The organism is Kitasatospora sp. NPDC059673 (assembly GCF_042734215.1).
GTDB lineage: Bacteria > Actinomycetota > Actinomycetes > Streptomycetales > Streptomycetaceae > Kitasatospora.
Genome location: NZ_JBHWEN010000013.1, coordinates 118164 through 140219 on the forward strand (window position 1 = coordinate 118164; position 22056 = coordinate 140219).

General features: G+C 72.7%; 22 protein-coding genes. 10 read left to right on the plus strand and 12 right to left on the minus strand.

Translation table 11 applies throughout. From position 1 onward, the window contains the following. Window positions 1-5 precede the first annotated feature (5 nt). The 4 genes from ACFV18_RS17405 to ACFV18_RS17420 all read right to left on the minus strand — a co-directional run bounded on the left by ACFV18_RS17405 (window position 6) and on the right by ACFV18_RS17420 (window position 3224). Window positions 6-746: a cobalt-precorrin-6A reductase gene (locus ACFV18_RS17405; protein WP_380483988.1), complete on the minus strand. Its 741-nt coding sequence runs from the start codon at window positions 744-746 to the stop codon at window positions 6-8. A 109-nt stretch (window positions 747-855) separates the two neighbouring features. Beyond that, entirely contained in the window at window positions 856-1266 is a 411-nt protein-coding gene (locus ACFV18_RS17410; protein WP_380483990.1) for a RidA family protein, read from the minus strand. Window positions 1267-1329: 63 nt separating this feature from the next. After that, window positions 1330-2088 carry an IclR family transcriptional regulator gene (locus tag ACFV18_RS17415; RefSeq protein WP_380483992.1) on the minus strand — a complete coding sequence of 253 codons (759 nt, stop codon included), beginning with the start codon at window positions 2086-2088 and terminating at the stop codon, window positions 1330-1332. Further along, window positions 2085-3224, minus strand: coding sequence for a sugar kinase (locus ACFV18_RS17420; RefSeq protein ID WP_380483994.1), 1140 nt, complete (start codon window positions 3222-3224; stop codon window positions 2085-2087). The genes ACFV18_RS17415 and ACFV18_RS17420 overlap by 4 nt, the downstream gene beginning before the upstream one ends. Window positions 3225-3471: 247 nt before the next feature. On the opposite strand from ACFV18_RS17420, the gene ACFV18_RS17425 reads away from it, so the two are divergent. The 3 genes from ACFV18_RS17425 to ACFV18_RS17435 are packed head-to-tail and all read left to right on the plus strand — an operon-like array spanning window position 3472 to window position 7101. Continuing rightward, window positions 3472-4806 carry an amino acid deaminase gene (locus tag ACFV18_RS17425; RefSeq protein ID WP_380483996.1) on the plus strand — a complete coding sequence of 445 codons (1335 nt, stop codon included), beginning with the start codon at window positions 3472-3474 and terminating at the stop codon, window positions 4804-4806. Further along, window positions 4806-6416 (plus strand): amidohydrolase family protein, encoded by a 1611-nt coding sequence (locus tag ACFV18_RS17430; protein WP_380483998.1) that lies wholly within the window; start codon window positions 4806-4808, stop codon window positions 6414-6416. Before ACFV18_RS17425 ends, ACFV18_RS17430 begins: the two co-directional genes overlap by 1 nt. 55 nt (window positions 6417-6471) lie before the next feature. Continuing rightward, window positions 6472-7101, plus strand: coding sequence for a bifunctional 4-hydroxy-2-oxoglutarate aldolase/2-dehydro-3-deoxy-phosphogluconate aldolase (locus ACFV18_RS17435; RefSeq protein ID WP_380484000.1), 630 nt, complete (start codon window positions 6472-6474; stop codon window positions 7099-7101). An 82-nt stretch (window positions 7102-7183) separates the two neighbouring features. Here ACFV18_RS17435 and cobM read toward each other — a convergent pair whose 3' ends face one another. From cobM to ACFV18_RS17455, 4 genes are all read right to left on the minus strand, one after another. Next, the gene (gene cobM / locus ACFV18_RS17440) at window positions 7184-7924 is read right to left on the minus strand and encodes a precorrin-4 C(11)-methyltransferase (protein WP_380484002.1); all 741 of its coding nucleotides are present in this window, start codon (window positions 7922-7924) and stop codon (window positions 7184-7186) included. Next, window positions 7921-9186, minus strand: a complete 1266-nt coding sequence (gene cbiE, locus ACFV18_RS17445) for a precorrin-6y C5,15-methyltransferase (decarboxylating) subunit CbiE (RefSeq protein WP_380484004.1) — start codon at window positions 9184-9186, stop codon at window positions 7921-7923. Before cbiE ends, cobM begins: the two co-directional genes overlap by 4 nt. A gap of 135 nt (window positions 9187-9321) precedes the next feature. Then, on the minus strand, window positions 9322-10650 hold the full coding sequence (locus ACFV18_RS17450; protein WP_380484005.1) for a transposase domain-containing protein: 1329 nt from the start codon (window positions 10648-10650) through the stop codon (window positions 9322-9324). A 306-nt stretch (window positions 10651-10956) separates the two neighbouring features. Then, on the minus strand, window positions 10957-11403 hold the full coding sequence (locus tag ACFV18_RS17455) for a MarR family winged helix-turn-helix transcriptional regulator (protein WP_380484007.1): 447 nt from the start codon (window positions 11401-11403) through the stop codon (window positions 10957-10959). Between the two features lie 187 nt (window positions 11404-11590). Here ACFV18_RS17455 and ACFV18_RS17460 point away from each other — a divergent pair, with 187 nt between their 5' ends. The 3 genes from ACFV18_RS17460 (at window position 11591) to ACFV18_RS17470 (ending at window position 14636) form a co-directional block, all read left to right on the plus strand. Further along, complete coding sequence (locus ACFV18_RS17460; protein WP_380484009.1) at window positions 11591-12820, plus strand: alpha/beta hydrolase family protein; 1230 nt, start codon at window positions 11591-11593, stop codon at window positions 12818-12820. 91 nt (window positions 12821-12911) lie between these two features. After that, window positions 12912-13490 carry a hypothetical protein gene (locus tag ACFV18_RS17465; RefSeq protein WP_380484011.1) on the plus strand — a complete coding sequence of 193 codons (579 nt, stop codon included), beginning with the start codon at window positions 12912-12914 and terminating at the stop codon, window positions 13488-13490. Between the two features lie 132 nt (window positions 13491-13622). Then, complete coding sequence (locus tag ACFV18_RS17470) at window positions 13623-14636, plus strand: questin oxidase family protein (protein WP_380484013.1); 1014 nt, start codon at window positions 13623-13625, stop codon at window positions 14634-14636. A 76-nt stretch (window positions 14637-14712) separates the two neighbouring features. On the opposite strand, the gene ACFV18_RS17475 is transcribed toward ACFV18_RS17470, so the two are convergent. Beyond that, complete coding sequence (locus ACFV18_RS17475; RefSeq protein ID WP_380484015.1) at window positions 14713-14994, minus strand: hypothetical protein; 282 nt, start codon at window positions 14992-14994, stop codon at window positions 14713-14715. A gap of 617 nt (window positions 14995-15611) precedes the next feature. Here ACFV18_RS17475 and ACFV18_RS17480 point away from each other — a divergent pair. Continuing rightward, entirely contained in the window at window positions 15612-16499 is an 888-nt protein-coding gene (locus ACFV18_RS17480; RefSeq protein WP_380484018.1) for a DUF6299 family protein, read from the plus strand. Window positions 16500-16647: 148 nt separating this feature from the next. Here ACFV18_RS17480 and ACFV18_RS17485 read toward each other — a convergent pair whose 3' ends face one another. Next, window positions 16648-18192 (minus strand): carboxyl transferase domain-containing protein, encoded by a 1545-nt coding sequence (locus ACFV18_RS17485; RefSeq protein ID WP_380484020.1) that lies wholly within the window; start codon window positions 18190-18192, stop codon window positions 16648-16650. A 274-nt stretch (window positions 18193-18466) separates the two neighbouring features. Between ACFV18_RS17485 and ACFV18_RS17490 the strand changes: the two genes are divergently transcribed. Then, a complete protein-coding gene (locus tag ACFV18_RS17490) occupies window positions 18467-18904 on the plus strand; it encodes an RrF2 family transcriptional regulator (RefSeq protein WP_380484022.1) in 438 nt (145 codons plus the stop codon). Window positions 18905-19126: 222 nt separating this feature from the next. Next, window positions 19127-20308, plus strand: a complete 1182-nt coding sequence (locus tag ACFV18_RS17495) for a globin domain-containing protein (RefSeq protein ID WP_380484024.1) — start codon at window positions 19127-19129, stop codon at window positions 20306-20308. 64 nt (window positions 20309-20372) lie between these two features. Here the strand turns inward: ACFV18_RS17495 and ACFV18_RS17500 are convergent, their stop codons facing one another. Together ACFV18_RS17500 and ACFV18_RS17505 are read right to left on the minus strand one after the other, a co-directional pair. Then, window positions 20373-21155 (minus strand): DUF3050 domain-containing protein, encoded by a 783-nt coding sequence (locus tag ACFV18_RS17500; RefSeq protein ID WP_380484026.1) that lies wholly within the window; start codon window positions 21153-21155, stop codon window positions 20373-20375. 277 nt (window positions 21156-21432) lie between these two features. Next, complete coding sequence (locus ACFV18_RS17505; RefSeq protein WP_380484028.1) at window positions 21433-21681, minus strand: hypothetical protein; 249 nt, start codon at window positions 21679-21681, stop codon at window positions 21433-21435. A gap of 120 nt (window positions 21682-21801) precedes the next feature. Here ACFV18_RS17505 and ACFV18_RS17510 point away from each other — a divergent pair, with 120 nt between their 5' ends. Then, the gene (locus tag ACFV18_RS17510) at window positions 21802-22056 is read left to right on the plus strand and encodes a hypothetical protein (protein WP_380484030.1); all 255 of its coding nucleotides are present in this window, start codon (window positions 21802-21804) and stop codon (window positions 22054-22056) included.

Consider the following 22056-nt stretch of genomic DNA (forward strand, 5'->3'; position numbering starts at 1 on the left):
CTTCATCAGTTCACCAGAGTGCCAAGCCAGTTGACCGCCCCGGCGACGTCCGGGGCGGTCCGCACGCTCTGTGGGGCGGGCGGGCGCTGGACGACGACCACCGGGAGACCGAGTTCGCGGGCGGCGGTCAGCTTGGGGGCGGTGGCGGCGCTGCCGCTGTCCTTGGTCACCAGGACGTCGATGCGATGCGTCCGCAGCAACTCGCGTTCCCCTTCGAGGGTGAACGGCCCACGTTCCAGCAGGACTTCGAGGGACGCGGGCATCGGGGGCGCCGGCGGCTCGACCGAACGGGCCAGGAACCAGAGGGTGTTGAGGTGCGCGAACGCGGCGATGCCCTGACGGCCGGTGGTCAGGAACACCCGGGAGCCGAGCGTGGGCAGGGCGTCGGCCGCAGCGGCCAGGCTCGGCACCGGATGCCAGCGGTCGCCGTCCTGCGGCAGCCAGCTGGGGCGGCGCAGCGCCAGCAGCGGGGTGCCGGTTTCGGTGACGGCCAGGGCTGCGTTTCGGCTCATGGTCTCGGCGAACGGGTGGGTGGCGTCGATCAGCGCGTCCACCTGGTGGGTGCGCAGCCAGGTGGCGAGGCCGGCCGGGCCGCCGAAGCCGCCGATCCGTACGTCCCCGGCGGGCAGCCGCGGTTGGGCCACCCGCCCGGCCAGTGAACTGGTCACCCGCAGGGCCGGGTCGGCGGCCAGCACGTCCGCCAGCCGGCGGGCTTCGCTGGTGCCGCCGAGGATCAGGACGTGCATGGCGGACTCCCGGGGCCGGTGCGGTACGGACACGGCCAGCCTAGCCGGGGCCGCCCGCGCCGCCCGAGGGGGAACCCGGTGGACGGCGCTGGGCGGGGCCGACGGGATGTCAGTCGGTGACGACGGCCTGGGCGTCGATCTCCACCAGCATGGGCTCCTGCGGGAGTTCGACGAACACGGTGGTGCGGCACGGCTTGACGCCACCCGGCTTGATGTTCTCGTCGATGAACTCGGCGTAGACCTCGTTCATCAGCGGGAAGTCGGCGCGCTTGGTGAGGTAGACGCGGAACATCACGACGTCCTCGATGGTCGCGCCGCCGGCCTCGACGATGGCCTTGACGTTCTCCAGGGTGCGGCGGGTCTGGGCCTTCACATCGCCGTGGTGGAGGTACTCGCCGGTGGCCGGGTCCTGCGGGCCCTGGCCGGAGACCTGGAGGATCGGGCCCTTGCGGACGCCCTGCGAGAACATCCAGGCCGGGGCGGGCGCGCCGTCGGTGCGGATCTCGGTCTTGTCGCTCATGTGCGGTGCTCCAGAAAGGAGGTGACGGATCGTCAGGAACGTTTTGGCCGGAGACGGTGTTCGTCAGGACGGGAAGCCGCGGGCGGGAAGGCCCGCGTCGGCGGAGATCGCCCGGGTGCAGGCGAGCAGTTGGGGGAGCAGGTCGAGGACCTGCTCGTAGGGGAGGACGACGTCCGGCACGGAGATGGACGCTGCGGCGACCACCCGGCCGGAGACGTCCCGGATCGGCGCGGCCACGCAGTTGATGAACGCCTCGTGCTCGGCATGGTCCTGCGCCCAGCCCTGCGCGGCGACCTGCTCCAGTTCGGCGAGCAGGGCGTGCGGGGTGGTGAGGGTGTTGGGCGTGTGGACGGTGAACTCGATGGTGTCCACCACCCGGCGGCGCTCGGCCGGCGGCAGGTCGGCCAGCAGGACCTTCGCCACGGCCGTGTTGTGCAGCGCGGCCCGCAGCCCGATCCGCGAGTACATCCGCACCGGGTGCCGCGAGTCGTACTTGTCGATGTAGACCACCTCGCCGCCCTCGTACGCGGCCAGATGCACGGTCTGGCCGGTTGCCGCGTTCAGCTCCGCCAGGTGCGGCGCGGCGGTGCGACGGATGCCGCGCTGCTCCAGCGCGAGGCTGGACAGCGCGAACAGGCCCGCGCCCAGGTGGTAGCGGTACTGGGCGTCGCGGTGGACGAACCGTTCCGCCTCCATGGTCTGCAGCAGCCGCAGCACGGTGGTCTTGTGCACGCCGATCAGGTCGGCCAGCTGGTCCAGGGAGCGTTCGCCCTCGCCGAGTTCGGCGAGCAGGCGCAGGGCGCGGGTGACGGTCTGACTCATGGGTGTCCCGATGTTCCGAGGGTTTCGAGGGCTTCGGGGAGGTTACGGGCTCCGACACCGGCCGCGGCCGCGGGGTCGGTGACAGCGGCAGTGGTGAGCGCGGGGGAGACGATGCCGGACGCGCAGACGCGGGTCGCGGCCCAGTCCCGCTCGTCGGCGGCGAGCAGCGCGGCCACGGTGCGGGCGTCCGGGAGGGTGCCGTGGTCGGTGGGCGCGGTCAGCGCGCCTGCTGCCGACAAGTGGCCGAGGCGCAGCCGGGAGCGCTGGTCGAGCCCGCGCAGGGTGCCGGCGAGGTAGCCGGCCGCGAACGCGTCGCCCGCGCCGGTGGGTTCGACCACCTCGACGGCGAGCGCGGGCTCGGTGACCGAACCACCGTTGCGGTCGAGTGCGGTGACGAGGTGTCCGGCATCCTTGACGACCAGCACGGAAGGAGAGGGAAAGCGCTTTCTCAGCGCGGTCGGATCGCCGGTGCCGAACGCGTCCTCGGCCTCGTCCGCGCCGAGCAGCAGCACATCGGAGGCGTCCAGCAGGGCGGGCAGCACCGACGGGTCGCGGCGGCGCCACAGCACGGGGCGCCAGTTGAGGTCGAAGGAGACCAGCCGGCCCGGGCGGCGGCGGGCCAGCAGGGCGCGCACCAGGGCGAGGCAGTCGTCGGAGAGCGCCGGCGTGATGCCCGTCAGGTGCAGCAGCGGGGCGCGGTCCATCAGTGCGGCGGCCACCGGGTCGTCCAGCAGGGCGGGGGAGAGCGCGGAGGCCGCCGAGCCGGTGCGGTAGTAGTGCAGGCGGGAGCGGCCCGCGCCGAGGTCGTGCGGGAGCCCGGAGCCGCCGGTCTCCTTCAGGTACACGCCGGTCGGGCGGTGCGGGTCCACCGCGACGGCCGAGACGTCCACGCCCGCCGCCGCCAGGTCGCCGGTGAGACGGCGGCCGAAACCGTCCGCGCCGACCCGGCTGATCCAGGCGGCCGGCACGCCGAGCCCCGCGAGTGCCGCGGCGACATTGGACTCGGCGCCGCCCACCGAGGGCCGGAACGCGCCGACGGCCTCGAACGGTCCCGGCCGGTCGGGCAGCAGCGCCGCCATCGACTCGCCCAGGCACACCGCCCGGGCGACCGCCGCCCCGCCGTCCTGATCCGCCATCAATCCCGCTCCCTCACCCTCGGGCCCGCAGCCCCCGCTCCCGCCAACAGCGGCCCGCGCGGCCGTCGCTCGGCGGTGAGCCCCGGTGCTGCGTACCTGGTGGGAAGGGTGGACGGGCCGCGTCGCGGTCCGTTGACCGCCATCCGGCGTGATGCTAGAACCGTAACACCAGCATGCGCAATAGAGGTTGCACATGTTGCAACGTCCCAGCTCGTCGGTGGGCCGGGATCGGAACGGAGGCACGGCCATGAGCAACAGGGCGGCACACCAGCACACCGGACACCACTCCTTCGCGGACCCCGCCCACGGGCCCGGCATCGACCCCGCCGCCGTTGCCGCACTCGCCGACGAGACACTCGACTGGCGCTTCAAAGCCGTCCCCGCCGACGCCTGGGGCCACACCGTCCGCGACTGGCTCGCCACCCGCCCCACCCTCGACACCCTCGGCACCCCGCTGCTCACCCTCGACGCCGCCGCCCTCGACCACAACCTGCACACCATGGCCGCCTGGTGCCGTGACGCCGGCGTACTGCTCGCCCCGCACGGCAAAACCACCATGGCCCCCGCCCTCTGGCAGGCCCAACTCGCCGCCGGCGCCCACGCCATCACCCTCGCCAACCTGCCCCAACTGCGCGTCGCCCGCGCCTTCGGCGTCCAGCGCCTGCTGCTCGCCAACACCCTGCTCGACCCCGCCGGCCTCGCCTGGCTCGCCGCCGAACTCGACCGCGACCCCGAGTTCGCCTTCACCTCCTGGGCCGACTCCGCAGACAGCGTCCGGCAGATGGACGCCGCCCTGCGCGCCGCCGGCGCCACCCGTCCCGTCGAAGTCCTGGTCGAACTCGGCGGCCCCGGCGGCCGCACCGGCGCCCGCGGCATCCCCGCCGCCCTCGACGTCGCCGCCGCCGTGCACGCCGCCCCCACCCTCCGGCTGGCCGGCGTCGGCGGCTACGAAGGCGCCCTCGCCCACGACGCCTCCGACCGCGCCCTCGACACCGTACGCGCCTACCTGCGCGACCTCGCCGACCTGCACCGCCGCCTCGCCCCCGACTACCCCACCCCCACCCCCGTCGTCACCGCGGGCGGCAGCGCCTACTTCGACACCGTCGCCCAGGAGTTGAACCCGCTCACCGCCGACGTCCCCGGCACCCGCCTCATCGTCCGGGCCGGCGCCTACCTCGCCCACGACGACGGCTTCTACCGCGGCATCTCCCCACTCGCCCGCACCACCGGAGCCACCCCCCTGCACTCCGCCATGCACGGCTGGGCCCGCGTCGTCTCCCACCCCGAACCCCAACTCGCCCTGCTGGACGCCGGAAAGCGCGACCTGCCGTTCGACGAAGGCCTGCCCGAACCGCAACTCGTCCGGGGCGCCGGAGAGTTGAGCGGAGCAGAAGTCACCGCACTCAACGACCAGCACACCTTCCTGCGCGGCGCCGGCGACGCCGCCCCGATCGGCGCCGTCGTCCGACTCGGCCTCTCCCACCCCTGCACCGCCTTCGACAAGTGGAACCTGATCCCCGTCCTCGACCACGCCGACGCCGAACACCCGCGCGTGGTCGACCTGGTGAGGACCTACTTCTGATGCCCGACCTCCTGCTGCGCGGCGCCACCGTCATCGACGGCACCGGCGCCGACCGCTACCGCGCCGATGTCACCGTCACCTCCGACGGACACATCGACGCGATAGGCCACGGCCTCACCGCCCGCCGCACCATCGACGCCGACGGCCTCGTCCTCGCCCCCGGCTTCATCGACCTGCACGCCCACTCCGACCTGAGCCTGCTCGTCGAACCCGACCACCCCTCCCGGACCACCCAAGGCATCACCCTCGACGTCCTCGGCCAGGACGGACTGTCCTACGCCCCCGCCGACGACACCACCCTCGCCGCGCTGCGCCGCCAACTCGCAGGCTGGAACGGCGATCCCGACGGATTCGACTGGAACTGGCGCACCGTCGGCCAGTACCTCGACCGCCTCGACCGGGCCATCGGCGTCAACGCCTGCTACCTCGCCCCGCACGGCACCATCCGGATGCTCGCCACGGGTTGGGACAACCGTCCACCGAGCGACGCCGAACTCGACCGGATGCGGGCCCTGTTGGACCAGGCGCTGGCGGACGGCGCGGTCGGCATGTCCACCGGACTCAGCTACACCCCCGGCATGTACGCCGACACCGCCGAACTCGTCGCCCTGTGCCGGATCGTCGCCGCCCGCGGCGGCTACCACGCCCCGCACCAACGCTCGTACGGCGCAGGCGCGTTGGAAGGCTATGCGGAAATGGTGGAGATCTCCCGGCGCTCCGGCTGCCCGCTGCACCTCACCCACGCCACGATGAACTTCGGCGTCAACGAAGGCCGCGCCGACGAGCTCCTCGCCCTGATCGACACCGCCCTCGCCGAGGGAATCGACGTCACCCTCGACAGCTACCCCTACCTGCCCGGATCCACCACCCTGGCCGCCCTGCTGCCCAGTTGGTCCACCGAAGGCGGCCCCGAAGCCACCCTGGCCCGCCTCGCCGACCCCGCCGCCCGCGAGCGCATCCGCGCCGACGTCGAAGAACACGGCAGCGACGGCTGCCACGGCGTGGTCACCGACTGGGACACCATCCAGATCTCCGGCGTCCGCAACACCGCCCTCGCCGCCGTCGTCGGCCGCAAGATCTCCGAACTCGCCGCCGAACAGGGCCGCACCGGCACCGAGGTGTTCTTCCGACTGCTGCTCGCCGACCAGTTGGGCACCACGATCCTCCAGCACGTCGGCCACGAGGAGAACGTCCGCGCCATCATGCGCCACCCCGCGCACACCGTGGGCAGCGACGGCCTGCTCGTCGGCGCCCGCCCCCACCCCCGCGCCTGGGGCACCTTCCCGCGCTGTCTCGGCCACTACAGCCGGGACTTGGGCGTCCTGACGCTGGAGGAGACGATCGCCCGAATGACCGGCCGCCCCGCCCGCCGCCTGCGCCTCGACCGGCGCGGACTGATCCGGCCCGGCCACCACGCCGACCTGGTCCTCTTCGACCCGCAGACCGTCCGCGACACCGCCACCTTCGACCGCCCTCGCCGACCCGCCGACGGCATCGCCCACGTCCTGGTCGGCGGCATACCCGCCCTCACCGACGGCAAGCCGACCGGCGAACTGGCGGGGCGGGCGCTGCGACGTGACGCGGACGGGCTGGTGCGGGCGGTGAACTGACGCCCCGTCAGAGCGCTACTACCGGACGTCTTTCAGGAAACAGGAGCTGGGGAGCATGGGGACCGAACTGACCGACCTGCGCGCGGCGTTGGCCGCACAGCCCGTGATAGCCGTGGTGCGGGCGCCGGTGATTCCCGACGCGGTCGCGCTGTGCGAAGCACTCGCCGAGGGCGGCATCGCCTGGACCGAACTCACCTTCACCACACCGGACGTGACCCGCCACGTCGCCACCGCCGCGAAGGCCGGCTGCCGGATCGGCGTCGGTACCGTCCTCACCGCCGAGCAGGCCCACGAAGGAATCGACGCCGGAGCGCTCTTCCTGGTCACCCCCGGCCTGCGCCCCGCCGTCGCCACCGTCGCCCACGAGGCCGAAATCCCCGTCGTGATGGGCGCACTGACCCCCAGCGAGGTCGCCGACGCGCTCGACCTCGGCGCCGCCGCCGTGAAGATCTTCCCCGCGAAGGCGTTCGGCCCCGGCTACTTCAAGGACCTGCACGGCCCCTACCCCCGCATCCCTCTGGTCGCCTCCGGCGGCGTCAACGCCACCAACGCCAAGGCATTCCTCGACCACGGCGCCCTCGCCGTCTGCGCCGGCACCGACGTCGTCCCCCCGCAGACCGTCGCCGACGGCGACTGGGCCGAGATCACCCGCCGCGCCAAGGCGTTCATCGCCTCGCTCGACTGAGAGCGGCCGGGGCGGCGGTCGGGCGGCGGTCGGCGACGGTCTGCGGTGGTCGGCGACGGCCTGCGGAAGAATGGGAAAGCGCTTACCGGCTGCGGGTGGTGGAGTACAGGTGGCTGTCGCGGAACTCGGTCGCGGCCAGGGTGCGGCCGACGATGATCACAGCGGTGCGGAGCACACCTGCGGCCTTGACCTGGACGGCGATGTCGGCCAGGGTGCCGCGCAGCACCAGTTCGTCCGGGCGGCTGGCCAGCGCCACCACTGCGGCGGGGCAGTCCGGTCCGTAGTGCGGGAGGAGTTCGTCCACCACGCTGTCCACGTAGCGGGCCGCCAGGTGCAGGACGAGCAGGGCGCCGCTCCTGCCGAGGACGGCCAGCTCCTCGCCGGGCGGCATTGGCGTCGCCTGGCGGGCCACCCGGGTCAGGATCACCGTCTGGCCGACCGTCGGGACCGTCAACTCCCGCTTCAGTGCCGCCGCGGCCGCCGCGAACGCCGGGACGCCCGGGACCACCTCGTACGGGATGTCCGCCGCGTCCAGGCGGCGCATCTGCTCCGCCATCGCCGAGAACACCGAGGGGTCGCCCGAGTGCAGCCGCGCCACGTCCTGGCCCTCGGCGTGCGCACGGACGATCTCCGCGATGATCTGGTCGAGGTCGAGGTTCGCGGTGTCCACCAGCCGCGCCCCCGGCGGGCAGTCGGCCAGCAACTCCGCCGGCACCAGGCTCCCCGCGTACAGGCACACCCCGCACGCCGCCAGCGTCCGCTGCCCGCGCACCGTGATCAGATCGGCCGCACCCGGACCGGCACCGATGAAATAGACCGTCACTTCGCTGCTCCTCCGATTTCCTCGGCCGCACCGGATACCCCGGCGCCGCCGCCCTTGACCACGCTCCACTGAGTCACCGGCATTGCCTGCCGCCACCCCGTGAACCCGCCCACCGGCACCGCGTGCGCGACGCTCAGCTTCACCAACTCCCCGCCGTGGCGCCGGTACCACTGCGTGAGCAGCGCCTCCGACTCCAGCGTCACCGTGTTCGCCACCAGTCGCCCACCGGGCCGCAGCGCTGCCCAGCAGGCCTCCAGCACACCCGGCACGGTCAGCCCGCCACCGATGAACACCGCGTCCGGGACGTCCAGTTCGGCCAGCGCCGTCGGTGCCGCGCCGTGCACCACCCGCAGCCGGGGCACCCCCAGTGCCGCCGCGTTGCGGACGATCCGCTCCGCCCGCACCTGGTCCCGCTCCACGCTCACGGCCCGGCAACTGCGGTGCGCCCTAAGCCATTCGATGCCGATCGAGCCGGAGCCGCCGCCGATGTCCCAGAGCAGCTCGCCCGGCGCCGGGCCGAGCGCCGCGAGCGTCGCCGCGCGAATGTGACGCTTCGTCAACTGTCCATCGGATTCGAAGAGTTCGTCGCGCAGGCCGGAAGTCAGCTGCTGGCGCGGCGCGTTCGGATCGGCGGCCGCGCAGTCGATCGCCAGTACGTTCAGCGGATCGCCCGGCGGCAGCGACCAGCCGTCCGCCACTCCCTCGCGCACCGTCTCGGCCGGGCCACCGAGTTGCTCCAGTACCCGCACCCGGCTGGGGCCGAAGCCGCGTTCCGTCAGCAGCTCTGCGACCAGTGCCGGGGTCGAGGCGTTCGCGCTCAGCACGAGTATGCGGCGGCCCTGGTAGAGGGCGGCGTGCAGTGACTCGGGGGCACGGCCGACCAGCGTCACCACCTCGGTCTCCTCCACCGCCCAGCCCAGCCGGGCGCACGCCAGCGACACGGAGGACGGATGCGGCAGCACCCGCAGCGACTCGGCCGGCACCCCGCACTCGATCAGCGTCCGGCCGATCCCGTAGAACATCGGATCGCCGCTCGCCAGCACCACCAACCGCCGCCCCGCGAAACGATTCAGCAGCCCCGGCACCGACGGCCGCAACGGCGACGGCCATGGCACCCGATCCGCCGTCACCTCGGCCGGCAGCAGCGCCAACTGCCGTGCCCCGCCCAGCACCGCCTCCGCCGCGTGCAAGGCTTCCCGGGCCGCCTCCGACAGCCCCGGCCAGCCATCCGCACCGACCCCCACCACGGTGATCGCAGACACGCGCAAACTCCTCACAGCTCGGGGGACGGGCAGCCGCAGCCTACCGGCAGCAGACCGTCATACCCCCCACGAGCTGCGGAGATCCTTCGTGCGACATTGGCCACACCGGAGCTCGCGGTGCCGCTCGGCGGGCGGTCAGTCGGGTGCGGACACCAACTGGACGGTGGGCGGCGTGGGGGAGGCCTGCGCAGTGGGCGTGGCGGGGAAGGCCCGGTGGAGGAGCAGGAGGGCGAAGATCTCCTGCTCGATGCCCTCGGGATGGCGGGAGCGCAGGGTCTGGGCCGGTTGAGGCGGCGTCAGGTGGTCGAGTGCCGTCCCGGTGCGCGACTGGTGGGTGTAGCGGGCGGCGAGGTCGGCCGCCGGGGCGACGGCGGGATCGAGCAGGCTGGTGAGCAGCCGGTGGGGCGGCGTGCTGGGACGGTCGGTGTCGAGGGTGTAGTCGATGACGCGGACCTGGGTGGGGCAAGCGCGTTCGCGCCCCGGGCCGGTGGGGCCGGTCGGTCTGGTGGGGCCGGTGGGGCCGGTGGAGCCGGTGAGGTCGGTCGCGGTGGTCGGACCGATCAGGTGGGAGCCGTCCTCCAGCCTTGTGGCGAGCGGGAGTTGGAGGCTGATCGGTACTTGCCAGAGCAGGTCGGCGCCGCCTGCGCGGGCCGCCTGCCAGATCGCGGGATCGGTCGTGCCACGGTCGGCGAGGACGAGCATGTCGCGGGTCAGCAGCGGGTAGATGGCCTCGGCCAGGGCGCGTTCGTGGGTCGAGAGCGGTCCGACGTCGGCGGTGAGCGTGGTGTGGGTGCCGCACTCGATCAGGGCGCTGACCCGGGCCTGCGGGTAGCTGACGGGCTCCTGGGCGGCGGGCCGGACGGGCGGTCTGCCGGTGGCGCGGGGATCGGTGGCGCGGGGGCCGGTGGCGCGGGGATCGGCGGCGCGGGGGCCGGTGGTGCGGGGGCCGGTGGTGCGGACGGGCTTTCGGACGGTGCTGCCGAGGGCCCGGCCGAAGTGGGCGGCGTTCGGCGGGGTGTCCGGGACGTCGAGGATCGCGCCGTCCAGGGCGACCAGCCGTCGGCCCCGATACCAGGCGTCGGTGACGGTGCGGGAGGCCGGTGGCGGGCAGGTCCGTTCGAACAGGCGGCGCAGCGGCTCCGGTCCGAGCCGCAGCCGGGCCCGGCCGATCGCGGCGGGGGTGGGCAGTTGGCGGCCCTTCGGCCACCAGCGCTCCCGTTCCAGGTCGCTGATCAGCAGGTGGGCGACCTCCGGGTAGCTCTGTTCGGCGAACATCGCCATCGCCAGCACGAAGTACACCACCACGCGGGCCGGCAGCAGGCGGTTGCGCTGCTCGACCCGTCCGCACTCGATCAGCACCTGGTCGACCAGTTCGGGAGGGAAGGCGCGCGTCAGTATTCCCAGCGCGGCACGCTCCGCAGGCCGGATGTCCGTCGGTGCGTTGGTCTGCCCTGGTACTGGCACGACCCGTTCAACGAGCCGCCCATGGTGAGGTCACCGCGAACTCGGCCCGAGATGCCACCCTCCGCCCCGCACGGCGGCCGGGCGCCCGGGGGAGGGGGGAGGGGCGGGTGGCCGGGAGGGCCGGGCGGCCGGGGAGGGCCGGGCGGTCGGGGGCGAGTGTGCAGGGAGGGCGGGCGCTCGGAGGGGAGTGCGCAGGGAGGCCGGGCGGTCGGAGGGCTGGGGGGCGAGTGTGCAGGGAGGGCACGGTGCTTGGCCGGGTGGCGGATGCTCCGACGGCTCGGCCGGCGGCGGACGCTCCTGGAGGCGTCAGTCGAGGTCGTCGGCGGCGTGGCGGAGGGCGCTGGTGGCGCGGGCCAGGAGCCGGCGCAGGTAGTCGCGTTCGGCGGCGGTGAACTCCTCGGACAGGGCCTCTTCGACGGCGCTGGCGCGGTCGTCGGCGAGTTCCAGCGCGGCGCGGCCGCGGTCGGTGAGGCGGGTCTCCAGGACGTTGCGGTGCCAGCGGTGCGGGGCGCGTTCCACCAGGCCGCGTTCGGTCAGGTGCTTGAGCAGCACGGCCATCGCCTGCGGGGTGACCTGACAGGCCCGGGCGAGCGCGGCACCGCTGATGCCCGCGTTCTCGGCGAGTACGAACAGGGCCGCGTACTGGGGAACCGTCAGCCCCGCGGGTTCGACGGCGGCTCGCTTCGCGGCCAGCAGTTCCTGGACGGTGAGGTGCAGATCGATGCCGAGGCGGTCACTGGCAGGCATTCCCATGCGCCGATGTTACAAGGGCTGCTCGGTGTATCGGCGTTGACAGTCGTCAATGTGTTGATGATGATCGTGGCGTTGAGCTTGCGGGGAGGAGTGGGGCGCCGCCTGCTGCGCCGCTGTCCCCTGCGTCTGTGTTGATTTGTCGATCTGTCAGCTTGGCTGGCGCCTGTTCCGGAGGGACCGCACACCGATGACCGACCACCTCTCCTTCCTCTCCGCCCCCGGCATGGCCGCCGGTTTCATCGCGGAGACCCGCCCGAGGGCCCATGGTGCGGGCATCGACCTCCACGAGTACGAGCGCGTCACCGCTTCGCTGGAGTCCCTGCTCCAGTGGCCCGACGTCTGCCGGGCGACCGCACTCCGGCACCGCGCCGCCGCCGAGCAGGCCGTCGAACGCGGCCGCACCCGGACGGCCGGCGAACGCCACCGCCTGGCCGCCCGGTGGTTCCACCTCGCCGCCCTGATTCCCGATCCCGACCGGGTGCGGGCCGAGGACAACGAACGGGAGTCGGACCGGTCGATGGAACTGTCGCTGGCCCTCCTCGAACCCCGGGCCCGCCGCCTGTCCGGCGACGGTTTCACCGGCTGGCTGCGCACCCCTGCGGACGTGATCGCGAGTACGGGCTCGGACACGGATGTGGACGTGATCGCGGACGCGGGTTCGGGTGCGAGCGGGGGTTCGGGTGTGGGCGCGGATTTGGGCGTGGGCGCAGGTTCGGGCGCGGATTTGGGCGCGGGCGTTCGTTCGGACGCAACGGGTAAGCGTTTTCCCGTTGTGCTGGTGATCCCGGGCATGGACTCCGCCAAGGAGGAGTTCCACGCCCTTGCGGACGCCCTGCTCGCCCGCGGCCTCGCCGTCCTGGCCATCGACGGACCCGGCCAGGGCGTGCTGGCCACCCGGACGGTGCTGAACGCGGAGGATCACCGGCGCGCCGCCGCCCGGGCTCTCGACGCGCTCGCCGAGGCCACCGACGAGTGGGAACTCGACCTCGACCTCGGGCGGATCGCCGTGGTCGGCCTCAGCCTGGGCGGCCACCTTGCCGCCGCGGTCGCCGCCCACGACCCCCGAGTGCGGGCGGCGGCACTGGTGAGTGGGCCGTACCGGCTGGAGTGGGACGCGCTTGTCCCGTTCGTCACCGCCACCCTCGGCCAGCGGTGCGGCAGCCCGGACGCCGCCCGCGACTTCGCCGACAGCCTGGACCTGGCCGCCCTCGCCCCACGCCTGCGCGGCCCGCTGCTCCTGGTCGAAGGCGGTGAAGACCGAATCCCCGGCGTCACCAACGCGGAGGCCCTCGCCGCCGACCTCCCGCACGCCGAAGTACTGCACGTCCCGCACGGCAACCACCTGCTCGGCAACGCGCAGGCCGACTGGCTGCCCGACACCGCCGACTGGCTGGCCGACGCGCTGCGGGCGGCATGACGGGTGCGGCATGACAGGTGCGGCATGACAGGTGCGATATGGCAGGTGCGGCAGGTGCGGCGAAGCCTCCCACCCGGGCATCATCGACCCGATGAAGTCTCAGCTGCCCCTGCTCTTTCTCGACGTCGATGGTCCGCTGATCCCGTTCGGCGGCGACCCGGCGCGCTATCGCACCCACCTGACGGGACGTCGCATTCGCGAGCTGACCGGGGAGGCCAACCCCCTGCTGTCGCGGGTCGATCCGGCGCTCGGGCGTCAACTTGCCGCACTGCCATGCCGGTTGGTCTGGGCGACCACGTGGTTCGACGATGCCAATGTGTGTATCGCTCCGCTACTCGGTCTGCCGGCGCTTCCTGTTCTGCCCGACCTGCCCGACCTGCCCGACCTACCGTCCGGCCCGTCGTCCGAATCGTCGCCGGGCTCGCCGTTCGATGCAGCGTTCGATGCGGCCCAGGCTGCGTACGGTGTTCACTGGAAGACGCCGGCGATCGTTGCTCACGCGGCCGGAGGCCCGTTCGTCTGGGTGGACGACGAGATCGGCGAGTGTGATCGTGAATGGGTTGCCCACCATCACCCCGGCCCCGCGCTGCTTCATCGAGTCGACCCCGAAGTCGGGCTGGTGGAAGGCGACTTCACCGTGCTGAAGGCCTGGCTGCGCAACCCCGTATGACGTGCGGAAAGGAACGCTGGTGCGTGCGGTGGTGTCATCGAGCGTGCGGCGGAAGACCTGGGCCGATTCGGGGGGCGGCCTACGTCCTCAGCCCGTTACGGCGGGGGTGCGGTTCTGCCTACTGTCCACGGCATGGATGTCACAGGGACTTTGGACGAGGCGCTGGAACGCCTGCACCGCTGCGGGCCCGAGCGGCTCGGGCGGCTGACCAACCATGCGCCGATGGCCGTCGAGGCGCTTGCCGCGCACGGCCGGGCGCGTGCGGTGCACCGTTGGCTCGACCTGTATGCGCGGAAGCTGGAGGAGTTCCCGTCCGGCGTCGAGCGGGTCACGGCCGACAACTGGCGTACTGCGCTGGGGGATTCGGATCGTGCGGCCGACTGGATCGGCTACTTCGAGCGCGAGGTTGCGGAACGTCCCTGGCGCGAGGTGGTCGGCGAGTGGTGGCCGCGTCTGCTGCCGGGTATCTGCGGCGGCTCGACCCACCCGGTGATTCGGGTGGGCCACGCCGTGCGCACACTGCTGTCCGGCGGTGCGGTCACCAGGCCCCGGCTGGCCGAACTCGCCCACGGCCTGGGCTACTGGGCCGCCCGGCACCGGCCCGTCACGGCTGGCACTTCGCTGCCCGGCGCCGGCGGTGCGGCCGCCGCTCTCGAACTGGTGCCGCGCATCGCCGTCCAGGACGGCGGCTTCCCGTCCCGGATCGCCCACGTCGAGGCCCTGCCGGAGTGGGCCGCTGCGGCGATGGAACCGGCCGAGGCACACCGTCAACTTGCCGAACTGGTAAGGGCGGCAACCCACCGGTACGCAACGCACGGCCACGGCGAGGAGACGATGCTCGTCCATGCCGCCACGGCTCCCAACGCCGTCCTGCGCACGCTGCCCGCACTCCCGCCCGCCCTGTGGGCGCCGAGCCTGCGGGCCGCCTGGACGGCCGCTGCGGCCGTGACCGCGATGTACTCGCCGGCCACGGCGGCCCCCCGCGTGCCATTCGGCAGCCTCACTGCCGAGGAGGTCTTCGACCGGGCCCTGTCGCACGGCGACGAACATGTCATCAAGCTGACGGACACGGCCCTGGACGTGGGCGACGGGCCCGCGCTGGCAGCGGCAGTGCGTGCCATGGAACTGACCGTTCCGATCGGATGAGCCGGAGCGGGAAGCCGGAGCGGCCGGCTTCCCGTTAGGGCGTGGCGGGGCGTGGCGGGGCGCGGCGGGGCGCGGCTCAGAGGACGAAGTAGCTCGTCCCAGCGGCCTGCTCGGACATTCCGGGATCCACCTCCGCCGTCACCGGGCCCTGGCAGTTCGCGGCGGCGTGCACCAGCACGATCGAGTCGGTGAAGTTCGTGATGGTCACCGGGGACGTGGTGCTGTAGCAGCCCCGCGCGGGGTTGTGGTGGGACACCCCGTTCACGATCAGGGTGCCCGTGGCTGCCTGGGCGGGGACGGCGAGGGCGAGCACGCCGGCGACGGCCAGCAGGCCGACTCCGATGAGACGACGACGCATGACTGTTCTCCCTTCCGAGGGCGCCCGACCGGTAGCGGGTGCCTCTTCGGACGGGGGATTCCCGTTGCGGCCCGCCCGCCACGGGACACCGCGGCCAATCCCTCGAATCGGCGAGCGCGCAGACGTACGGGAGGTGGTGCCCGATGACCTGGACTCCCCGGCGGGCGGGGAACCGACGTGAGTCGGAAGTCGACGCACTCCCACCACCCTCCCATCGCCCTCCCACCACCATCCCGCCGACCGCACCCGGATGGCAGAGCACCGGGGCCCCCGATCGCCCGCAGCGCGGGCACGTCGTGCGGGCGGACGCAGGTCGCGGGAAGCCTTCGCGGCCACGGGAGGTGACGATTCGTCGGGTCGTGGCGGAGGGCGTCGGCCCACCGGTGAAGGGGCGTCGCGGGCAGAACCGCGTCCGACGAGCGGTGGCAGACTCGCAGCTGGCTGCACCCCCCGGTGGGTGGCACCGGCGCACAACCAGCCTGTCCCGTAACCCGATTGGGTGCGGCCGGTGTCCGAGGCCCGGTGTCCGACGGCAGGCCCCGGACGGGCCTCGCGGGCCGGGGCAGCCGGGTGCGTGCGGTGAGCAGCACCCTCTCCTCCACTTCGAAGGTGATCCCATGACGAAAGGCCGTCCGCGCCGCGCCGCAAGCTCCCCGTCCGGGGACGTTCCCGCCGCTTCCGACCCTGGCCGGGGGCCGGTCCGGGCGGGCGCGAAGAAGAAGATCCTGGCCTGCCTGGGTGCCGGCACACTCGTGGCCGCCGGGCTCTGGGCGTACCAGGTGCACAGCGCGCCCACCGCACAGGCCGAGGCCTCCGCCGCCGGGCCGGTGCAGCCGTTCACCGCCGTCACCGGCGGGTTGAACGCCAGTATCAACCCCGGCAGCGTCACCGTCGGCCTGGGCAGCGTCTCCGCCGTCGTCACGTACACCTGCACCGATTCCTCGGCTCCCGGCGGCAACGCCGCGCTGCGGGTGCAGTTCGACCAGAACAACAACGATGTCAGCGGTGAGGTCGCGGTGCCGTGCGGCCCGGGCGACGTCAACAAGACGCAGACCGTGACGGCCACGCAGCTCGGCATGAGCGGCAGCCAGGAGATCACCACGTTCGCGGTGCTGGACGACGGCACGAAGACGGCCTCCAACAGCAACGTCACCCTCGTCAACAGTTCCTACCTGCACGTCGATCCGACAGCGACCTATCCGGGCAACGGCACCGTCCTGCTGACCGGCACGTACAACTGCGCCAGCGGCACGTCCACCCCGGCCACCGAGTTCGTCACCGCCGAACAGGTCAACAGCAGCAACCAGGCCGCCGCCGGAACCGTCGCGTTCACCGTCAACACCTGCAACGGCACCAATCAGACCTGGAGCAGCACGGTCACCAGCAGCACCGGCAACGGCTTCTCCAGCGGAGTGGGTACGGAGGTGAAGACCTCGCTGCCCACGGTCGGCAGCGGAGGCACGATCCAGGGTGAGGCTGTCGACTACACCCTGATCATCGGGTAGGGGAAGCTCCCCACCACGCGACGACGGCCCGCCGGCCCACCGGTGGGCTGACCGGCACGGATCGGCCCTGCCCGGCACGGCACCGACCGGCCCGGGCGACGTGGGGACGGGACCGCGCGGGCGGTCCGTCCCGATCTGTACTGCCTGTTCAATCCGTGAGCGGGCCGCCGAGGTGGCGGTTGCGGGTGTGGCGGGCGGCGAGGCGGGTGGGGGTGGGGAGTTGGGAGAGTTCGGCGAGGGCGTGGGTGATGGCGGTGGCCAGGTGGGTGCGGAGGTCGGCGGGGTCGTCGGTCTCGGGGACGACCTGGTCGATCAGTCCGGTGGCGGTGAGCGCGGTGGCGGTGATGCCCTGGGCGCGGGCGAGTTGAGGGGCGTGCTCGCCGTCGCGGTGGACGATGGCGGAGGCACCCTCGGGTGGCAGCGGGGCGAGCCAGGCGTGCTGGGCGGCGATGACACGGTCGGCGGGCAGCAGGGCGAGGGCGCCGCCGCCGCTGCCCTGGCCGAGCAGGACGGCGAGTACGGGTGTGCGAAGGCCGACCAGAGTGGTCAGGCAGTGTGCGATCTCCAGTGCCACGCCGTCGAGTTCGGCCTCGACGGAGAGTTCGGCGCCGACCGTGTCGACCACGGTGAGCAGCGGCATGCCCAACTCCTCGGCCAGCTCCGCCTGTTGGCGAACGGCCCGCAAATCGGCCGCCGTGAAGGGAAGTTCGGGCTGATCGGGGCCGGAGCGCTGCTGGGCCACCACCATCACCGGGCGCCCACCGATCAGCGCGAGGGCCCGGACGAGTGCGCTGTCACCGTCCAGCGGGAGGAACAACTCGGCGGTGTGGGCGAGGAGTTCGAGCGCGGAGAGGCGGTCGGGCCGACGGCTGCGGAGCACCGATTCCCAGGCGTCCTCGGCGGCGGGCGAAGCAGTGGGCAAACCAGCAGGCACAGCGGCGGGCGGCGCGGCGGACGCGGCGGGCGGCCGTGAACCCGGCCCGGGCGGCGGTGAACTCGGCCCGGGCGGCGGTGAACTCGGCCGGGGAGGCCGGGTGGTGAGGACGGTGAGCGCGCGGGACAGGAACGCGCGCAGGCGCTCTGGCGGCACGATGGCGTCCAACCGGCCGTTGGCGGCGAGGGTTTCGGCGCGCTGGACGGTGGGTGGCAACGGCTCGCCGCGCAACTCCTCGTAGACGCGCGGGCCGAGGAAGCCCAGACGGGCGGCCGGTTCGGCGAGGACCAGGTGGCCGAGGGTGCCCCAGGACGCGAACACGCCGCCCATGGTGGGGTTGCGCAGGTAGGACAGGTACGGCAGGCCGGCGGCGCGGTGGGCGTGGATCGCGGCGGTGACCCGGACCATGCACAGGAAGGCGGCGGAGCCCTCCTGCATGCGGGTGCCGCCGGAGACCGGCAGCGCGAGCAGCGGGAGATGTTCGGCGGTGGCCCGCTCCACGGCCCGGGTGATCCGTTCGGCCGTGGCGACGCCGATCGAGCCGCCGAGGAAGCCGAACTCGCAGGCGATCAGCGCCAGCGGCCGACCGTCCAGCAGGGCGCGGCCGGTGAGCACCGCCTCGTCCATCCCGGTGCGGGCGCGGGCCCGGGCCAGGGCGTCCCGGTACTCGGGGTCGGCGGGCTCGGTGTTGATCAGCTCGTCCCAGGACGTGAAGCTGCCGGGATCGACCAGCAGATCGAGAAGCTGACGTGCCGACACCTGGGGCCTCCGTCGCGGGCAAGGGCAAGGGCAAGGACAAGGGCAAGGACAAGGGCAAGGGGAGTGGGGGAGGGGCGTTGCGGCGCAGAGCCGGTGCAGAGCCTACGGGTGGACGCAGGCCGCCGCCGGGTGCGGCGCACAGTGGTGACGTGGATCACCGCCGGTGGGGCGGTCGCCTCGCGCGCCCTACCCATCGCGCACGGCCGTGGAACGTGACGCAGCACACGCCGGGCTAATTGGTATCCAGGATGCCGAATTGGCTAGAGTCGGCGCCGTGAGGCTGACCAAGAGCACCGACATCGCACTGCGCATCGCCATGCGCCTGGCGGTGCTGGGCGAGGACCAGACCCCGACCACCCGCGAGGTGGCCGAGGCGGTCGATGTCCCCTACAACCACGCGGCGAAGGTGGTCAGTCGTCTCCAGCACCTGGGCGTGGTCGAGGCCCGGCGCGGGCGCGGTGGAGGGCTTGCCCTGACTGCCGCCGGCCGCAACGGATCGCTCGGCCGGATCGTCCGGGAGCTGGAGGGCGCCGGGGACGTGGTCGGCTGCGAGGATCAGCCGCCGTGTCCGCTGCGCCACTCCTGCCGACTGCGCGGGATGCTGCGCCAGGCGCAGGAGGCGTTCTTCGCGACGCTCGACCCGATGACCGTGAACGACCTGGTCAGTCCGCCGTCCGGCCCGGTCCTGCTCGGACTGCCCGGCCGTGGCTAGCCGGGCCGGTTCGGCCGGACAGCGGGGAGCGGAGTCGGGGGCCCGGGGTGGTGGCGCGCCACCGGGAAAGCGTTTTCCGTTTGCCTGGAGCCAGCGGTGATCAACAGCAGTCGGCAATGAGCAAGTAGTAGTCAGTAGCAGTCACCTGTAGTCGTCAGCGGTCAACAGTGGGTATTCCCATACCCTAAAATACGCATCTCAGATGCGAGTTTGGAGCTTCGGATGCTGTCCGAGAAGTCCGCGCAGACCGTGCGTGCCACCCTGCCCGTGGTGGGAGCGGCCATCGAGGAAATCACCGGTTCGTTCTACGGCCGGCTCTTCGCTGCTCACCCCGAGCTGCTGCGCGACCTGTTCAACCGGGGCAACCAGGCCGACGGCAGCCAGAAGTCCGCGCTGGCCGGTTCGATAGCCGCCTTCGCGACCGCCCTGGTCAACAACCCCGACCAGCGACCGGACGCCATGCTCGCCCGCATCGCCCACAAGCACGCCTCGCTGGGTGTCACCGGCCCGCAGTACCAGGTGGTCCACGACCACCTGTTCGCCGCCATCGTCGAGGTGCTCGGCGAGGCCGTCACCCCCGAGGTCGCCGAGGCCTGGGAAGAGGTGTACTGGCTGATGGCCAACGCGCTGATCGCCATCGAGGCGCGGCTGTACGAGGAGAGCGGCACCCACGGCGAGCGCCGCCCCTACACCGTGGTGTCCCGCACCGCCGAGACCGCCGACGTGGCGACCTTCCTGCTGCACCCGGCCGACGGCGGCCCCGTCCCGGCGCACAAGCCCGGCCAGTACGTCTCGGTGCAGGTCGAACTCGCGGACGGCGCGCGGCAGATCCGCCAGTACAGCCTGTCCGGCCGGCCTGACGGCGGCCTGCAGATTTCCGTCAAGCGAGTCGCCGGCGACCCGGCCGGTGAGGTCTCCAACCACCTGCACCAGCACGTCGACCAGGGCGACACCCTGCTGGTCAGCGCCCCGTTCGGCGACGTCCAGCTGGCCGACGAGGACCGCCCGGTGGTGCTTGTCTCGGCCGGCATCGGCTGCACCCCGATCATCGGGATGCTCAACCACCTCGCCGAGACCGGCACCACCCGCAAGGTGATCGCCGTCCACGGTGACCAGCAGGAGTCCAGCCACGCCTTCCGCGAGGACTTCGCGAGCCTGGTGGCGAAGCTGCCGAACGCCGAGGCGCACGTCTGGTACGAGCGTCCCGAGGGCGAGTGGCCCGCCGACCGTACCGGCCGGGTCGACCTGAGCGGCCTGGACGTGCCCGCCGGTGCCGTCGCCTACCTGTGCGGCCCGCTGCCGTTCATGCGCTCCGTGCGTACCCAGCTGCTGGAGGCGGGCGTGCCCGCCGCCGAGATCCACTACGAGGTGTTCGGCCCCGACATGTGGCTCGGCCAGAACTGACCTGCCGGGTAAGGGAGTTCCGGCCCCGGTGCGGTGAAGTCCGCGCCGGGGCCGGGCCCGTCGGTCACAGCGAGGCCGTGATCGCGTCCCACAGCGCGACCCTGGCCCGCAGCGCGGTGCGGACCGTCGCCGCGCACTCCTCCCAGTGCCCGGCGTCGTCGCCGCACAGGTCGATCAGCATCTGCATCGCCATCGGAGTGTGCTGCTCGCCGTCCACCTCGATGTGCCGGACCAGGTAGTCCTTGAAGACGCCCAACCGCCCCGCGGCGTCGTCGATCCGGACCACCTGCTGGAACATCTCCGGGATCAGGTCCTCCCGGCCGAACGCGAACGCCGCGGCCTGGCAGTGCACCGGCGCGTCCTCGATGATCCCGAACGTGACGGCCGTGAACTCGGCTGCCGCCTGCGGGATTTCGGCGAGCTTCGAGGCCTCCGCCACCGACCGGCCGGAACGGATCGCCGCCAGGAAGGCCTCGACCGGGGCGGTGTCGGCGCCCGACTTCGCCATGCCGTCCAGGTACAGTTCGAAGTGGCTGATGTAGCCCTCGCCGAGCTCGTCGCTCTCCTCGACCAGCACGATCTCGTTGATCAGCCGGCGGCTCGCGGTCGGACCGTCCGGCAGCCACGGCAGGGTCACACAAGTGAGCTTCTGCTGGAGGCACTTGAGCAGGGACATGAAGTCCCATACGGCGAACACATGGGTCTGCTGGAAGGTCCGCACCTTCTCCAGGCTGTCCAGCGCGAGGTACATCGGGTGGGAGACCACCTCGCGGCGGACCTCCTCGATCGACTCGCGCAGGGCGGTCAGGCCGGGGTGGCTGCGGTCCCAGTGGTAGCGGTCGCTCATGGCTGCTCTCCTCGGATGGTGTGGTGCGGTGCGGTGTGGTGCGCGTGGTGTGGTGCGTGTGGTGTTGTGCGGCGGGGAGGGTGCGTGGGCATCGCGGGCGGAGGTGCGTGCGTCGGAAGGTCTCGGGGTGGCGAGCGGTCGGCGGGACCGGTGGGCTACTTCAGGACGGCGCGGATCGCATCGCGCAGCTGCTCGGCGTCCGGCTGCAACGCCCGGTCCAGACCGTCAGCGGCACCCGCCGGCGCCCGGTTCATCGCCTTCGCTTACGACAGCAGGGTCACAGTGCCGCTCCCGACCGGGGCCACAGCCCGCTTGCGTACAGGTGGTCGCCTGCCGTCGCCGGATCAGGGTCCGCCGAGGCTAGCGCGAACTCGACTGCACTGGAAAGGAGTTGGACGACCTCCGCGTCGATCGCGGCAGCAGCGCCGGCCGACAGTGCCGCAGCAGTGGGGACGAGCGGGTCGCGTGCGCGCCAGGCTGCCACTTCCTGCGGGGTGCGGTAGGCGAGCCGGAAGAGGCGATCCATGGTGTGGTGCGCCTCGAACCGGTACTGGACGGCGTCGCAACCGGGTTGCTGTACAGGAATGGCTGACCCTGGCGGCCGGCGGCACCCTGCCCGCACCCATTGCACCCACTCCGGTCGAGGTTGCCGAGCGGGAGAGGTCCAGTTCCGATCGACCTGGACGCCGTCACCGACCTGCTGCGCACCGCACTCGGCGCCCGCGACGTCGAAGTGGACGTCCAGGACGGCGAGTTGACGGCGACGATCGAAACCGGCGGGACGGTGCTCAGCCCCGGGCAGGCACACGCCGCCGCGATGGCCGCGCTGCCCGGGCACGACACCGCGATGGCACCGCACCGCTACGTACTGGGCGATGGCAGCGGCAGCGGACGGGAGTGA